16 protein-coding genes and 3 tRNA genes are annotated in these 14,546 nt (G+C 38.6%); 13 read left to right on the top strand and 6 right to left on the bottom strand.

Translation table 11 applies throughout. The features are described 5' to 3' along the window. Positions 1-165 precede the first annotated feature (165 nt). From QE382_RS09295 to QE382_RS09320, 6 genes are all read left to right on the top strand, one after another. Positions 166-239 (top strand) — tRNA-Arg (locus QE382_RS09295). Between the two features lie 29 nt (positions 240-268). Further along, positions 269-342 (top strand) — tRNA-Arg (locus QE382_RS09300). Positions 343-511: 169 nt separating this feature from the next. Further along, positions 512-585: transfer RNA gene (locus tag QE382_RS09305), tRNA-Arg, on the top strand. A 74-nt stretch (positions 586-659) separates the two neighbouring features. Beyond that, the gene (locus tag QE382_RS09310) at positions 660-1,229 is read left to right on the top strand and encodes an adenylate kinase (RefSeq protein ID WP_307185649.1); all 570 of its coding nucleotides are present in this window, start codon (positions 660-662) and stop codon (positions 1,227-1,229) included. 36 nt (positions 1,230-1,265) lie between these two features. Further along, on the top strand, positions 1,266-2,264 hold the full coding sequence (gene obgE, locus QE382_RS09315) for a GTPase ObgE (protein ID WP_307185650.1): 999 nt from the start codon (positions 1,266-1,268) through the stop codon (positions 2,262-2,264). A 176-nt stretch (positions 2,265-2,440) separates the two neighbouring features. Beyond that, the gene (locus tag QE382_RS09320; protein WP_307185651.1) at positions 2,441-2,794 is read left to right on the top strand and encodes a TM2 domain-containing protein; all 354 of its coding nucleotides are present in this window, start codon (positions 2,441-2,443) and stop codon (positions 2,792-2,794) included. A 23-nt stretch (positions 2,795-2,817) separates the two neighbouring features. Here QE382_RS09320 and QE382_RS09325 read toward each other — a convergent pair whose 3' ends face one another. Next, a complete protein-coding gene (locus QE382_RS09325; protein ID WP_307185652.1) occupies positions 2,818-2,964 on the bottom strand; it encodes a hypothetical protein in 147 nt (48 codons plus the stop codon). Between QE382_RS09325 and QE382_RS23535 the strand changes: the two genes are divergently transcribed. The 3 genes from QE382_RS23535 to eno all read left to right on the top strand — a co-directional run bounded on the left by QE382_RS23535 (position 2,914) and on the right by eno (position 5,934). After that, positions 2,914-3,099 (top strand): DUF2752 domain-containing protein, encoded by a 186-nt coding sequence (locus tag QE382_RS23535; RefSeq protein ID WP_366770006.1) that lies wholly within the window; start codon positions 2,914-2,916, stop codon positions 3,097-3,099. The genes QE382_RS09325 and QE382_RS23535 overlap by 51 nt on opposite strands. A gap of 229 nt (positions 3,100-3,328) precedes the next feature. After that, the gene (carA, locus tag QE382_RS09330) at positions 3,329-4,429 is read left to right on the top strand and encodes a glutamine-hydrolyzing carbamoyl-phosphate synthase small subunit (RefSeq protein WP_307185653.1); all 1,101 of its coding nucleotides are present in this window, start codon (positions 3,329-3,331) and stop codon (positions 4,427-4,429) included. 209 nt (positions 4,430-4,638) lie between these two features. Further along, complete coding sequence (gene eno / locus QE382_RS09335; protein WP_307185654.1) at positions 4,639-5,934, top strand: phosphopyruvate hydratase; 1,296 nt, start codon at positions 4,639-4,641, stop codon at positions 5,932-5,934. Positions 5,935-6,053: 119 nt separating this feature from the next. On the opposite strand, the gene QE382_RS09340 is transcribed toward eno, so the two are convergent. The 3 genes from QE382_RS09340 to QE382_RS09350 are packed head-to-tail and all read right to left on the bottom strand — an operon-like array spanning position 6,054 to position 8,781. After that, positions 6,054-6,941, bottom strand: a complete 888-nt coding sequence (locus QE382_RS09340; protein ID WP_307185655.1) for a DUF72 domain-containing protein — start codon at positions 6,939-6,941, stop codon at positions 6,054-6,056. A gap of 1 nt (position 6,942) precedes the next feature. Continuing rightward, complete coding sequence (locus QE382_RS09345) at positions 6,943-8,133, bottom strand: MFS transporter (protein ID WP_307185656.1); 1,191 nt, start codon at positions 8,131-8,133, stop codon at positions 6,943-6,945. Between the two features lie 6 nt (positions 8,134-8,139). Next, a complete protein-coding gene (locus QE382_RS09350; protein WP_307185657.1) occupies positions 8,140-8,781 on the bottom strand; it encodes a YceH family protein in 642 nt (213 codons plus the stop codon). A gap of 178 nt (positions 8,782-8,959) precedes the next feature. Between QE382_RS09350 and QE382_RS09355 the strand changes: the two genes are divergently transcribed. Genes QE382_RS09355 through QE382_RS09365 form a run of 3 tightly spaced genes read left to right on the top strand, consistent with a single transcriptional unit; the run spans position 8,960 to position 12,056 of the window. Continuing rightward, positions 8,960-9,886, top strand: a complete 927-nt coding sequence (locus QE382_RS09355; RefSeq protein WP_307185658.1) for a histone deacetylase family protein — start codon at positions 8,960-8,962, stop codon at positions 9,884-9,886. 9 nt (positions 9,887-9,895) lie between these two features. Next, positions 9,896-10,954, top strand: a complete 1,059-nt coding sequence (locus tag QE382_RS09360; protein ID WP_307185659.1) for a nucleoid-associated protein — start codon at positions 9,896-9,898, stop codon at positions 10,952-10,954. A 19-nt stretch (positions 10,955-10,973) separates the two neighbouring features. After that, a complete protein-coding gene (locus QE382_RS09365; RefSeq protein ID WP_307185660.1) occupies positions 10,974-12,056 on the top strand; it encodes a DUF3810 domain-containing protein in 1,083 nt (360 codons plus the stop codon). Positions 12,057-12,125: 69 nt separating this feature from the next. On the opposite strand, the gene QE382_RS09370 is transcribed toward QE382_RS09365, so the two are convergent. Both QE382_RS09370 and lpxB read right to left on the bottom strand, forming a co-directional pair. Next, the gene (locus QE382_RS09370) at positions 12,126-12,761 is read right to left on the bottom strand and encodes a hypothetical protein (RefSeq protein ID WP_307185661.1); all 636 of its coding nucleotides are present in this window, start codon (positions 12,759-12,761) and stop codon (positions 12,126-12,128) included. A 55-nt stretch (positions 12,762-12,816) separates the two neighbouring features. Beyond that, positions 12,817-13,932 carry a lipid-A-disaccharide synthase gene (lpxB, locus tag QE382_RS09375; RefSeq protein ID WP_307185662.1) on the bottom strand — a complete coding sequence of 372 codons (1,116 nt, stop codon included), beginning with the start codon at positions 13,930-13,932 and terminating at the stop codon, positions 12,817-12,819. A 231-nt stretch (positions 13,933-14,163) separates the two neighbouring features. On the opposite strand from lpxB, the gene QE382_RS09380 reads away from it, so the two are divergent. Beyond that, positions 14,164-14,469: an FtsB family cell division protein gene (locus QE382_RS09380; protein ID WP_293954684.1), complete on the top strand. Its 306-nt coding sequence runs from the start codon at positions 14,164-14,166 to the stop codon at positions 14,467-14,469. Positions 14,470-14,546 lie beyond the last annotated feature (77 nt).

Raw genomic sequence — 14,546 nt, forward strand, 5'->3', positions numbered from 1 at the left:
TTTGAAAAAAAAAGTTGATATTTTAAATATAATATTATCAACGAGATAAAAGAAATGTTGTTGTGCAAAGTTTAAAAAAGAGAAAAAATGTTTGTTAAATTGATAAATATAACGATATTTGCATCACCAAAACGGAAACAAATACTGTTTTATTTTGGATGCCTAGCGCTCCTAGCTCAATTGGATAGAGCATCTGACTACGGATCAGAAGGTTAGGGGTTCGACTCCCTTGGAGCGCACGATACAGATTCTGTACGATAAGAAAAAGGCATTCCTAGCTCAATTGGATAGAGCGTCTGACTACGGATCAGAAGGTTAGGGGTTCGACTCCCTTGGAGTGCACGTAATGAAGCCAGTCAATTTGATTGGCTTTTATTTTGGAAGCTGTTTACCAGCTGTCAAAGGAAGGCGATAGACTTCTTTTTGAAAAAAAATTTGTAAAAAAACGAATTCTGACTATATTTGCATCACCAAAACAAATGGGACGGAGTTCTAAACGTATTGGTTTATTGCGCTCCTAGCTCAATTGGATAGAGCATCTGACTACGGATCAGAAGGTTAGGGGTTCGACTCCCTTGGAGCGCACGACTGAAAAGCCTAGTCATCATCTGTGATTAGGCTTTTATTTTTAACCTCGTTTTAATTTCTTAAATAAAACTATGCTAAACCTTGTAATATTTGGCCCTCCGGGTGCAGGTAAGGGAACCCAATCTGCAAAGCTTATTGAAAAATATCAATTGGTGCACGTTTCTACTGGTGATATTTTTAGAGCACATATTAAAGGTCAAACCCCGCTTGGTCAACAAGTGAGTCAGATTATTGCTGAGGGGAATTTAGTGCCAGATTCGATTACAATAGCGATGCTGGAGGAGGAAGTGAAGAAAAATCCGGATGCAAAAGGATTTATTTTCGATGGATTTCCTCGTACTGTTGCGCAGGCTGAGGCGTTGGACGCTTTTTTAGAAGGTATCAACACCTCCATCGCAGTCGTAATCGCACTGGATGTCAATGAGGATGAATTGAAAGATCGTATTGCCAAACGGAGAGAGATTTCTGGACGTGCGGATGATGATGCAGATAAATTAGTGAAGCGTATTGATGAATACTTCACAAAGACGATTCATGTATTGCCTTATTATGAGGCTCAGGGTAAGCTTTCTAAAGTGAATGGTATCGGTGAGATCGAGACTATCTTTAAGAGCTTAACCGATATCATCGATAATTATTAATTAAGGTAAATACTTTTTAGACTGTAATAAATTATAATGGCGCAAGGTTCGAATTTTGTTGATTATGTGAAAGTGTGTTGTCGTTCTGGACATGGTGGGGCAGGTTCGGCTCACTTGCACCGTGATAAACACACGGCTACAGGCGGGCCTGATGGTGGTGATGGCGGTCGTGGAGGGCATATTATCCTAAAAGGAACGACTAATCTTTGGACGTTACTTCATTTAAAATATCGTAAGCATATTATCGCATCAAACGGTGAATCTGGAGGCAGTTCTCTGCGTACGGGTGCAACTGGTCGCGATGAGATATTGGAGGTTCCGTTGGGTACTATAGCAAAGGATGCGGAGACTGGCGAGGTGTTATTTGATATTACAGAGGAAGGTGAAACCAGGATACTGGTGCCGGGTGGAAAAGGTGGTCTGGGTAACTGGCATTTTAAGTCGCCTACGCAACAGACACCACGGTTTTCACAGCCAGGCCTTCCTGGTAAAGAGCAGTGGATGATACTGGAACTAAAGGTTCTTGCAGACGTGGGATTAGTTGGATTTCCAAATGCTGGTAAATCGACGTTGCTTTCGGTCGTATCTGCTGCAAAACCAGAAATCGCAAACTATCCATTTACTACGCTCGTACCTAATTTGGGTATGGTGGGCTATCGGGACAATCGTTCCTTTGTAATGGCTGATATTCCGGGAATTATTGAGGGTGCTTCTGAGGGGAAAGGCTTGGGTTATCGTTTTTTACGCCATATTGAGCGGAACTCAGTGTTGTTGTTTATGGTCCCTGCTGATACCGACCGGACGATCCGTGAAGAGTATGCCATTCTTTTAAATGAATTGACCGCTTATAATCCTGAATTGGCCGATAAACCAAAATTGTTGGCTATTACCAAGTCTGATATGCTCGACGAAGAGTTGGAGAAGGAGATGGAACAAGAACTACCGGAAGATGTTCCTTATATTTTCATTTCTTCGGTTACTGGTAAGAATATATTGCCATTGAAAGATATGATCTGGAAAGCGATCAACTCTTAAAATTCGAAAACATAAACAGTAAAGGCGCTTTAAGATACGAAGCGCCTTTATTGCTTATGTTAATTTCTATAGACAATTAAAAAAAGAGATTTTTTGAAGTTTTTTTGCTAATTTAACTCCATTATTTTATCCATGATGGGAGGAGGCTTTCCATTCCGTCGCCAAACTAAATCTAAATGAAAACAGAAGACGAAAAGTATTGCGTGCAGTGCGGTAAATTGATTACGATCAAGGCCGAAGTTTGTCCGTATTGCGGTGTAAGACAGCCGATATTTTATGCTAACCAGCCCTTTCAACAACAAAATAATACGTTTCAGGACGATAGATGGTTACCGGCCCTGTTGTTTTGTATCTTTTTGGGACCATTTGGTGCGCATCGGTTTTATTTGGGACAAATTGGTACGGCTGTTATTCAGTTGGTCACTTTGGGCGGCTGTGGTATTTGGTATCTGATCGACTTGATTATGATTATTGTCGGAAAATATAAGGATGCGGACGGCAATTACATTAAAAGTCCGATAAACAATTAATGTTTATTTTTGTCCTGAAGTACCTAAGACATCATTGGATATACGCGTTGATCATCGGGTATTTCGGGATTGCTATTGGCTTGCACCTTTTCGCAGATATCCACATTCTTATTCCCTGTGTGTGGAAGGCGATAAGTGGATATAACTGTCCGGGATGTGGCCTTACGCATGCTTTTATTGCGTTGTTGCAATTACGGTGGCAAGAGGCGTGGTTGGAAAATCCATTGATCTACTTGATTGTGCCGGTGTTGATTGCGCTGACTTTGAGAGACTTTATTCGTTTTTGGCGGTTGGAATCAAGGTGAAATAAAAAAATGAAAAATGTTTTCACTTTTAAGCGATAAGTCTTAACTTTGTCTCCCGTGAAAATTAAAGAAAAGACTTTATTGGTAGGTGCCTTAGGAAACGGTTTGTCAATCGTGATGATGCATTGTTAATTGATTTAGCCCATTTTAGGGCTTTTTTTATATCCAATCAAGAAGGCTTTAAAATTCATAAAAGTAAGGATACACATTTTATAATATTACATCGATAATGACCAACTACAGCAAATTGCCTGCAATTTTAGTTTTAGAAGATGGTACAGTTTATCACGGTAAAGCCGCTGGTAAAATTGGTACGACTACTGGGGAAATCTGTTTCAATACAGGAACAACCGGTTATCAAGAGATTTTTACAGATCCATCTTATTTTGGACAAATCATGGTAACCACCAATGCCCATATTGGTAACTATGGTATTGATGAGGACGATACCGAATCAAATCACATTCAGATTGCGGGATTGGTTTGTAAGAATTACAACATCAACTATAGTCGTAAAATGGCTGATGAATCTATCCAAAGCTATTTTGAGGAGGGGAATTTAGTTGGTATTTCAGATGTGGATACGCGTTCTTTGGTAAGACATATACGTGATAAAGGAGCGATGAATGCAATTATTTCTTCGGAAACATTGGATGTGGAAGCATTAAAGCGTCAATTGGCGGAAGTTCCTTCGATGGATGGACTTGAGCTGTCATCAAAAGTAACAACAACAGAACCTTATTTCTTCGGTAATGAAAATGCTTCGTTGCGTGTAGCGGTTTTGGACTTGGGAATCAAGAAAAATATTTTGCGGAATTTTGAAGCTCGTGATGTATATACGAAAGTATTTCCTGCGAAGACAACATTCGAAGAAATGGAACAATGGAATCCTGATGGTTACTTTATTTCCAATGGCCCGGGTGATCCAGCTCCGATGGATTATGCTATTGAGACAGTAAAAGCTATTTTGAACGCGAATAAGCCAATGTTCGGCATTTGTTTAGGTCATCAGATCCTCGCATTGGCAAATGGTATCCGCACCAGTAAATTGCATAATGGGCACCGTGGGATCAATCATCCCGTGAAGAATATCATTGCTAATCGTTGTGAAATTACGTCGCAAAACCATGGTTTTGGGGTTGTAGCTGAAGATATTGAAAATTCTGAGCGCGTTGAGGTAACACATGTTAATCTGAACGATCAGTCTATTGAGGGAATCCGTATCAAAGGGCAAAAAGCATTCTCGGTGCAATATCACCCCGAATCATCACCGGGTCCTCATGACTCACGTTATTTGTTTGATGATTTTGTAGCAATGATCAAAAACTAAACGTATAATTTTATATAAAAACCCTTCATATTTTGAAGGGTTTTTTATTGACGCTACCATAGCAATTGTTCAGAATATGCACATTTTATTCAGAATAAATAGGGGAATAAATACATTTTTTGTTATATTTGGTTGTGGAAAATGTCTGTAGATGAGAGTGTGTCTTATCTACACTAAGTAATGAAAATAAATTATAGTCTAATAAAGAGATGAGTTTAATTATCGATGTTCATGCGCGTCAAATTTTGGATTCGCGCGGTAACCCTACAATCGAAGTAGATGTTACTACACAAAATGGTTTTGTTGGTCGTGCAGCTGTACCTTCAGGTGCTTCAACAGGTGTTCACGAAGCAGTTGAATTGCGCGATGGCGACAAGTCAACCTATTTGGGAAAAGGTGTTTTGAAAGCTGTTGAGAATGTAAATACTACAATTGCTAAAGCTTTAGAAGGTGTAGATGTTTTCGAACAAAATGCCATCGATAAAATTATGATTGATTTAGACGGTAGCGAAAATAAAGGTAATTTGGGTGCAAATGCAATTTTGGGTGTGTCATTAGCGGTGGCAAAGGCTGCTGCCCAAGAGTCACGTCAGCCATTATACCGTTATATTGGCGGTGTAAATGCAAATACATTGCCTATTCCGATGATGAATATTATCAATGGCGGTTCTCATTCTGACGCACCTATCGCATTTCAGGAATTTATGATTATGCCTGTTGGCGCTCCTTCATTCTCTGAAGCCTTGCGTTGGGGTACTGAGGTTTTCCATACGTTGAAAAAAATATTACATGACAGAGGTCTATCAACTGCTGTAGGTGACGAAGGTGGTTTTGCACCAACTTTTGAGGGTACTGAAGATGCTATTGAAACCGTGCTCAAAGCGATAGAGATTGCTGGTTACAAGCCAGGTCAAGACATTTGTTTAGCATTGGATTGTGCTTCTTCTGAGTTCTACAAAGACGGTAAATACGATTATGCTAAGTTTGAAGGCGATAAAGGAGCTGTACGTTCTAGTGAAGAACAAGCAAGTTATTTGGCTGAATTGACAGCAAAATACCCAATTATCTCTATTGAAGATGGTATGGCTGAGGATGATTGGTCAGGATGGAAAACATTGACAGACAAAATCGGTGACCATGTTCAATTAGTCGGTGATGATCTTTTCGTAACAAACACAAAACGTCTTCAACAAGGTATAGATACGCATACTGCAAACTCTATTTTGGTAAAAGTAAACCAAATCGGTTCATTGACTGAAACGATCAACGCAGTGACTTTAGCGCAAAATTCTGGATATACTTCTGTCATGTCGCACCGTTCGGGCGAGACTGAAGATTCTACTATCGCAGACTTAGCTGTAGCGTTAAACTGTGGTCAGATCAAAACAGGTTCTGCATCCCGTTCTGACCGTATGGCTAAATACAATCAATTGTTGCGTATCGAAGAAGAATTGGGTGGTAATGCCCGTTTTATCGGTAAAAACTTTAAATACGCTAAAAAGTAAGCAAAAGCTTGTTTTTAAATATTAAAGCCGAAGTATATGCTACTTCGGCTTTTTTTAGTAATGAATTTTCCAACGATTTTCTTGATGTTTAACTCATTTACGCTCGTGCTTTGTCTTAATTAAAACAGAGTATTGGGGGTATTTTTATTTGGATGAGTCAGATCCAAGTTTAATGTTGTGTTCAGTTTTTTTATAAAATGTGTCGCCAGTAGGGGGGATTCCACCTCAATGTTCTGGTGAATAAAGAAATACAGTTTTTGTAGGCCATTTTCGCGCCATAACTTCAACACATCGATCCATTGATCCAGCCTATCATAATCTGACGAGTGGTTGGCACCAACATAACGGATAAAAGCAGTAGGTGTGGTTAGACGCATATGCAGCATATCTCTTCGGCCTGCAGTATCGACCAGAACATTAGTCACATTGGTCTCTTCCAATAGAGCATATAGTTCTTTTGTGACATCAGGTTTTGAAAACCACTCTTTATTTCGCACTTCCAATGCCAGAGGAACTTCTTTAGGCCAGTCATGTAAGAATAATTTTAAACGAGCCATATCCTTTGGGTTATAATTATCGTGCATCTGTAGGAAGGCCATGCCCAGTTTTTCATCGAAATGAACAATAGCGTCTGTAAAAAGTTTCACCTTATCAGCTGTGTTTAACAGTCGGCTAAAATGACTGATAGATTGTGGAATCTTTGGAAAGAACTTGAAGTTAGCAGGTGTTTTACGTTTCCATGTCTCTACCTGATCTATGCTAGGCGAATTGTAAAATGTAGCATTGAGTTCAATGCTGTTAAATTGTGTGGAGTAATACGCAAGTTCATCTTTTGTACCTCTCGGGTAAAAACCCTTTAAATCCTGTTTATTCCATTTTGCGCAACCTACAAATACCTCGAAAGGCTTGTCATTTTTGAAATGCTGCAATAGTTTTAAGGTTTCTGGTGGAGTTGGGGGAAGGGTAAAGTCAATTTCTTCAGGATGTTCTACTTGGCCGAATTTCATATCAGTTTTTTCTTAATTTATAATCAAATAATACATGAGCCAACAGAGCCAAAAGCGTATAGCATGTACCTACAAAAATAACGCCTGGCCATTGAAAGTGTTGCCATGCCTGTGCAGCAAAAAAGGTGCCTGTTGATCCGCCAATAAAATAGCTGACCATGTATACTGTGTTAAGTCGGTTATTGGCGCCAAGGTTTAGTGCATAGAAATCACTTTGGTTTAGGATGTGCATGGATTGTAGGCCAAGGTCAATCAAAATAACGCCGAAGATCAGTCCCCAATAATAATTTCCAAAGAGGGCAAATAACAACCAGCTAAATAACATTAATAGAATAGCGTACAGGATAATTTTTGCTTTGCTCATGTATACAGTCAGTTTATTGACGAAAGCAGCGGCTAGTGCGCCACATGCGCCAACGAGGCCAAATGCTCCGGCGGTTGCCGGGCCATCGAAGAAAGGTGGGGCTGCAAGGTGGAACACAAGTGTTGTAAAGAATGCAGAAAAAGCGCCAAAGCCCATGGCTCCACGGAATGCAGCTAATTGCAGTACAGGCTGTTTCTTGGCAAAGTCCCAGACCGATTGCATCAATTCGCTATAGGTACCTTTAAAATTAGGCATCACTTCAGGTAACCTGATGGCTATGGCTATGGCCGTAACGATCATGATCGCTGCGGCGATCCAGTACATTTCACGCCACCCGAAGTAAGAACCGATAAATCCGCTTAAAACTCGCGAAAGTAATATGCCGATCAGCAGACCCGACATGACCATTCCTATGGCCGAAGCCTGCTTTTCTTTCTGCGCAAGTTCCGCAGCCATAGGAACAAAAACCTGAGGAATAACCGACGTAAAACCTATCAAAAAGCTGAATATTAAAATCGATAAAATTGAGGTAGAAATAGCCATACCGACCAAAGAAAAGATAATAAAAACGAAGTCGATTAAGATCATTTTCTTTCGTTTAAACATATCTCCTAAAGGAACAATCAGTAAGAGACCACATGCATATCCGATCTGAGTCAACATAGCTGAATTGCTAACCGTAGCCTCATCAACATGGAGATCTTTAGCAATCAAGCCTAGTAAGGGCTGATTGTAATAATTGTTGGCGACAACCAAACCAGTGGCAATGGTCATAAGCCACAAGGTTGCTTTCGGTAATTCTTTTTTTGAATCTATTGTTTGCAACATGGGTAATTAATGTAATTCATCCCAAAGATCCTGAAACTTCTGTTTCAACACTGCCACTTCTTCCTCCAATTGAGCTACTCGATCTAATAAGACCTGGTCATTTGAGGCGCTACCGACGGAACCGCTAGTTTCATAAACTTCAAGATTGATTTCTCCCAATAAATGAATATAACGGACTTCTTTATGTCCTATTTGTTTCGGTAAAGATTTAATGTAACCTTCTTGGGCTAATTTTTCCAATTGTGCATTGATTTCGCTCAACGACTCAAATTCATACAATCTTCCCGAGTTTGAGTTGATTTCACCTGCGGTCATTGGTCCCCTAAGAAGCAATAAACAGATAATGGATAATTCAGAAGGCACGAGTGGAAACTGGATGGCAAAATTGTGTTTATACTTCGTGACACGTGATCCGCCACCTATAACAGTAGCGATTAAGCCCTTTTTCTTCAATACATCCAGTGTAGCAACAATATCTTCTTCTGTATACTGTACAACTGGCTTACGGGAAGTTTTTTGATTACAAGCAGCTTGCAAGCTGTTGATGGTCATCGGGTAATATTCAGGGGTAACTCTCGATTTTTCGATTAGTGAGCCTAGCACACGTTGTTCCATGGCAGACAATCGGGGCAAATTAGTTGTTTCCATTTATTTTCAATAATAAAAATTTATGATCGAGTACAAGTATGCTGTTATGGTCTAATAACAATGGCTTACCGGTTGTTCTTTCTCAAAGATGCCCTTTTTCTCATATAACTCCAAAGATCCAATCGATATTGTTGAAACAAATTGGTACGGGTTATGTATTTAGATTTCTTATATTCGCATGAGTAATATAAGATTTAAGGTGCTTAAGATAGCTTTTCGTCCAGAATTTGTCCACCCCCTAAAAGAAGGGCATCGTTTTCCGATGTTGAAGTATGAGCTCATTCCTCTACAGTTAAAACATGAAGGGATGGCGGATGAGTCTAATTTTTTCAGTCCTGAACTTGCGAGCTTTGAATCCTGTTGTCTGGTGCATGATCCGGTATATGTAAGGCAGTTATTTGAGCTTACACTGGATTCCAAAATGGTCCGTAGAATAGGTTTTCCATTGAGCCAAAGTCTTATTGACAGGGAACGCTATATTCTCGATGGGACAATCCAAAGTGCAAACTATGCACGGGCGCATGGGGTAGCATTTAATATTGCCGGAGGAACCCATCATGCTGGTTATGATTTTGGGGAAGGCTTTTGTTTGATAAATGATCAGGCAACCGCAGCTGGGTACCTATTGAAGCAGCAATATGCCAGCCGTATCCTCATCATTGATTTGGATGTACATCAAGGTAATGGTACTGCGCATATTTTTAAAGGACATCAGCAGGTATTTACATTTTCGATGCATGGCGAGAAAAATTATCCCTTTATCAAACAGCGTTCGCATCTGGATATAGGTTTATTGGATGATATCTCGGATGCAGAATATCTTGGGTTATTGGAAGATAACTTAACGGATATATTCAGGAAATTAGAGCCTGACTTTGTTTTCTACCAAGCTGGGGTGGATATTTTAGAAACAGATAAGCTGGGGAAGTTAAATTTAAGTATTAACGCCTGTCGTCGCAGAGACGAACTTGTCTTTCAGATGTGTTATAAAAATGGCATCCCAGTACAGGTAAGCATGGGAGGAGGCTATTCTCCCGAAATTAAAGATATTGTCAATGCACACTGTCAGACTTTTAAAATAGCAATAGATTTATATAATTTATAAGATAAAAATATGTTTTTTCACCAAGATGCAACTTTTGAAGCGTTATCTATTCACCGCGTGGGCAATAAGGCCCAGGATGAATTTTATATTTTGTCAGATGCACCCGTTTCTCTTGCGGACGATGAAGTACTCCCGGGGCTATTGATGCAATATTTTATGAGTCCCTTTGCTAAGGTGAATGAGGTATATCGTCTGTATCATCCCAATGAAGAATTAGAGCTGAATGAGATTTTCTATTTTGTAAGACAGTATTTCAAGAATCAGCTTCCATTTCATGATTTTTCCCAACAAATTTCAAAACACCTGTATGAAGTTTCCAATCATCCTAAAATCAAAGCAGGAGAGGTGTATGTCGTAGCGTTGAAGAACGTTCAGATCGAAGGGGAAGAACATGATGCCATCGGTATATTCAAATCCGAGAATAAAGAAACTTATCTGAAAGTATATCCAGAACAAGGTGCATTTTTGTTGGAGTATGAACAAGAAGCAATTAATATTAATAAACTGGATAAAGGCTGTATTATTATCAACGTAGAAGAGGAAGAAGGATATAAGGTATTGGTGCTTGACCAGACAAATAGGCAGCAGGAGGCGGTTTACTGGAAGGATGATTTTCTTCAACTGCGCGTGCGCAATGATAACTTTAATCAAACAGGCAATTATCTGAAAGTTTATAAGAATTTTGTGGAGGAAAAATTGGATGAGACTTTTGAATTGGAAAAAGCGGACAAGATTGATCTGTTAAATAAATCCATGAACTACTTTAAGGAAAAGCAAACATTTGTACAAGAAGAGTTTGAGGAGGAAGTGTTGGGGAATCCGCAGGCAATTGCTTTATTCCAAGATTTTAAAGCTGGTTTTGAGGATGAATTTGATACGCCATTTCAGGCAAATTTTGAAATAGCAGACAAAGCCGTAAAAAAAATGGAATCTTCTTACAAGTCTGTTTTAAAGCTTGATAGGAATTTTCATATCTATGTTCACGGTAAACGTGAATATCTAGAGAAAGGTTATGATGAGGATAAGGGTATGAATTTCTATAAGGTTTATTTTGAGAACGAAAGTTAATCGTTTTAAAAATTATTGAATGGAAAAGCGGGATAAAATAGCGGTTTTTACTTTGTTCGTTCTATTTATTGGGACTTTAATTTTCTCCGTGAAGGAGAAAAACAGCCAATGGATTGAGGTCTTTTATGCACAGGGATTTTATCGTTTTTATAGTCATGTGCCGAGGTTTGTGTTTGGTTATATTCCCTTTAGTCTAGGCGATCTCTTCTATGTCGCAGTTGTTGTGTTTTTTTTCTATTTAGCTGCGAAATTAATTGGAAACCTATGGAAAAGAAGATGGAAAAGTTTTGTTCGTTTAGTATTGTCCATGATCAATTTGTTAATCGGACTCTATTGTTTCTTTTACCTATCTTGGGGGCTCAACTATTACCGTCAACCAATCAGCACAAATGTACATCTGCAAGTCGATAGCTTAAGACTAGCCGATTATTTAATGGTATTGAATGATTTTTTGGATAGTACAAATACCTTGCGTGAACATGTAAATCCATCACAATGGGAAGAGCGTAAGGAGGTAATTCAAAAAGAGTTGACCAGGTGGGTCAAAAATGATACAGCTTTTGCGGATTTTTTATCAACAGATCAAATTGGCGCAAAATCACCAATTAATAGCCGTATGGTTTCTTTTTTTGGTGTGTCGGGCTATTTTAATCCATTTACCCACGAAGCTCAAGTGAATAAAGCCATGCCAGCAACTTTTTTACCATTTACTACTGTGCATGAACTTGCTCACCAGCAAGGCATCGGGTTTGAGGATGAGGCAAATTTTATTGCTTTCGTCCGCTTACAGCATCATCCTCAAGCTTTTTACCGGTATTCGGCCTATCTACAGACTTCCCTATATATGTTACGTGAGCTTCAGGGCATGTATCCTGCATTATGGAAAGATTATAAAGAGCGATTAAGTGTAAAGATATTGATAGACTTAGAAAGAGAAAGACAATTTTGGAGTGAATATACTGGTTGGTTCGACGATGTCATGGGATTGTTTTATAACCAATACCTAAAACACAATAATCAACGGGAAGGAATAGCCCGATATGATCGGATGACGCGGCTGGTATTGGCCTATGAGCTTAAAACAAGAGGGTGTAGGCAGTAGTATTGGGATTATATATATAAAGCCGTATTTAAAAAAGAATACGGCTTTTTTATGATTATAACGTTAGTTTTATCGGGTTGAAATTAGTTCAAATGTTCCTTCTATACCGGGGCTCCCAGAGAAAATTTGCCCTTGAGGCAGTCCTCTTAATCCGGTGGGGGCGGTTTTAATCCGGTCGTAAATATTTCTTAAGTCCGAATTAGCATTGACTGCACGTCCACCTGCTACTACATCTGCATAAATATAATTTGTCGCTTTCTTGTCCGTTGTTTGGGGTTTAAGGCTTCCGTTTGTTAAAGTGACTTTAACTTTTCCTCCATTTCCGTTCGGAAAAGTTTTGGTTCCATTGAAAGCGTCATCTCCTTTTGCAATGATATATAGAGATCCTAATTTTTGAAAATTAGCCTTGATGTCAAAATTAGTTCCGTTATTCTTCCCATCGGTTCCATGGATAGTTGCTTTGTTTCCAATTTCAGCATAACCAATGCTGAGCTTGACATTTTTCTTACCATAGAAAGAAAAAGTAGAATTATCCTTCATGATCAAAGTATCGATGTGTATAGCGACAGTAGAATCTCTATTATCGATATTTTTTTTTGCCTTTTTACCAATTTCTAATTTAGAAATATGTTGTACTTCCTGTGCTTTACCTGTTAAGGTCATTGCAAAACAAAGAAAAACGCCTAGAACAATTTTACATTTCATAACCCTTTTAATTAATAGTAACTACTGTAGTTTGACAAATGAAAGGGAAAAGAGTTTAAATTTTAGCGAGATATTTTACAATCAATTTGGCCGTCTTCTCTGAAGCCCCAGGAGAACCAAGTTTTTCAGCAAGGATATCGTAGTTTTCCATCACACTTGCGCGATGCATTTTGTTATTGATCAATTCACCCACTTCATAGGAAATATCGTATGCTGTGCAGTCGTCTTGAATCAATTCTCTTACAGATAAAAAGTTATTGATTAGATTTACGAGCGAGATAAATTTGACTTTGACGAGGAGTTTTGCTATCCATACAGATAGTGGGTTAGCTTTATAGACAACTACCTGGGGCACTTTCAAAATACCTGTTTCCAGCGTAGCAGTTCCACTGGTAACGACTGCGGCTTCTGCGTTATTGAGAATATCGTAGGTTTGGTTGAAAACTACGGGAATATCGATACCTTTAAAAAACTGCCTGTAGAACGCTTCATCAAAATTAGGAGCACCTGCAATTACAAATTGATGAACAGGAAAAAAGAACGGAAGTTCGGCCATGATAGGCAGCATATTAGTAATTTCCATTTCCCGGCTTCCCGGCAAGAGGGCGATGAGTGGTTTTTCTGAAAAACCATTTTCTGCTCTGAAATTGGGGTTGAATTGGTAGGTTGAAATCGCATCTAATAGTGGGTTTCCAACATAATCTACGGGCATGCGCCATTTTTTGTAAAAATCCACCTCAAAAGGCAGAATGCAAAACATGTGATCGACTATCCGTTTGATTTTCTTTACACGGCCCTGATTCCAGGCCCATACTTTGGGGGAAATATAATAGCAGGTTTTAATTCCATGTTTTTTTGCAAAATCAGCAATTTTCAAATTGAAGCCAGGGAAATCGATCAGAATAACAGTATCTGGTTTTTCTTTTAATAGATCATTTTTAACTTGTTTGAGGTTCCTTGATATCTTTGGCAGATTTTTTATAACTTCTATAAAGCCCATAAAAGCCATTTGCGAAGTATGAATTAATGGTTTTATTCCTGCCTCTTCCTGCATTAGATTTCCTCCAACAATTTGAAAAGTTGCATCAGGATCTTCAATTTTTAATGCCTTAATAAGGTTTGCACCGTGTAAGTCTCCTGAAGTTTCGCCTGCTATAAGATAGTATTTCATATGTCAATGATTTATTCTTCAATCATCCTATTGAATATACCTTTCTATTTTAAAATCGGGTATAGTTTTAAAATGGATATTCCCTTTAAATGATCGTTTTTCAACTGTTAAAGATAAGATTATTCTAGGGATATGATGAATTTGCCTATATTATTCCATATATTTAATCAAAGATGGTGAACTTGTAAAGAAAAAATCTTGAGTATAAAAGCTAAATAGTATTTTTGCCTTATGCAACGATTGTGGTATTTAATAAGAAATAAGTATTTGTTAGCCGCTTTGGCTTTTTTGGTGTGGATGTTATTTTTTGATAGAAATGACTTTGCCACACAGTATAGTTATCAAAAACAGAAAGCGAACCTGGAGAGTGAGCGCTCTTTCTACCTTAAGGAAAATGCCGCAATCATTAAAACAATTAACGATATTCGTTCCAATCCACAGGAAGTACAACGTATTGCGCGTGAGAAGTATAAGATGAAAAAAGATAACGAGGATATTTATGTTATATCTAAAGTGCCACCTAAAGAAAATCCTTAATAGCGGAGAAATATATTCAAAACATAAAAAGCAAGCGGCCATCACATTTACATGATGGCCGCCGTTATAAAAAGTGA

Origin of the sequence: Sphingobacterium zeae (assembly GCF_030818895.1) — a bacterium.
GTDB classification, from domain to species: domain Bacteria; phylum Bacteroidota; class Bacteroidia; order Sphingobacteriales; family Sphingobacteriaceae; genus Sphingobacterium; species Sphingobacterium zeae.

What these genes read in the sequence shown, in the direction of transcription:
- QE382_RS09310 (WP_307185649.1), top strand. Translation starts at nt 660, where the DNA reads ATGCTAAACCTTGTAATATTTGGCCCTCCGGGTGCAGGTAAGGGAACC.
- obgE (WP_307185650.1), top strand. Translation starts at nt 1,266, where the DNA reads ATGGCGCAAGGTTCGAATTTTGTTGATTATGTGAAAGTGTGTTGTCGT.
- QE382_RS09320 (WP_307185651.1), top strand. Translation starts at nt 2,441, where the DNA reads ATGAAAACAGAAGACGAAAAGTATTGCGTGCAGTGCGGTAAATTGATT.
- QE382_RS09325 (WP_307185652.1), bottom strand. Translation starts at nt 2,964, where the DNA reads ATGCGTAAGGCCACATCCCGGACAGTTATATCCACTTATCGCCTTCCA.
- carA (WP_307185653.1), top strand. Translation starts at nt 3,329, where the DNA reads ATGACCAACTACAGCAAATTGCCTGCAATTTTAGTTTTAGAAGATGGT.
- eno (WP_307185654.1), top strand. Translation starts at nt 4,639, where the DNA reads ATGAGTTTAATTATCGATGTTCATGCGCGTCAAATTTTGGATTCGCGC.
- QE382_RS09340 (WP_307185655.1), bottom strand. Translation starts at nt 6,941, where the DNA reads ATGAAATTCGGCCAAGTAGAACATCCTGAAGAAATTGACTTTACCCTT.
- QE382_RS09345 (WP_307185656.1), bottom strand. Translation starts at nt 8,133, where the DNA reads ATGTTGCAAACAATAGATTCAAAAAAAGAATTACCGAAAGCAACCTTG.
- QE382_RS09350 (WP_307185657.1), bottom strand. Translation starts at nt 8,781, where the DNA reads ATGGAAACAACTAATTTGCCCCGATTGTCTGCCATGGAACAACGTGTG.
- QE382_RS09355 (WP_307185658.1), top strand. Translation starts at nt 8,960, where the DNA reads ATGAGTAATATAAGATTTAAGGTGCTTAAGATAGCTTTTCGTCCAGAA.
- QE382_RS09360 (WP_307185659.1), top strand. Translation starts at nt 9,896, where the DNA reads ATGTTTTTTCACCAAGATGCAACTTTTGAAGCGTTATCTATTCACCGC.
- QE382_RS09365 (WP_307185660.1), top strand. Translation starts at nt 10,974, where the DNA reads ATGGAAAAGCGGGATAAAATAGCGGTTTTTACTTTGTTCGTTCTATTT.
- QE382_RS09370 (WP_307185661.1), bottom strand. Translation starts at nt 12,761, where the DNA reads ATGAAATGTAAAATTGTTCTAGGCGTTTTTCTTTGTTTTGCAATGACC.
- lpxB (WP_307185662.1), bottom strand. Translation starts at nt 13,932, where the DNA reads ATGAAATACTATCTTATAGCAGGCGAAACTTCAGGAGACTTACACGGT.
- QE382_RS09380 (WP_293954684.1), top strand. Translation starts at nt 14,164, where the DNA reads ATGCAACGATTGTGGTATTTAATAAGAAATAAGTATTTGTTAGCCGCT.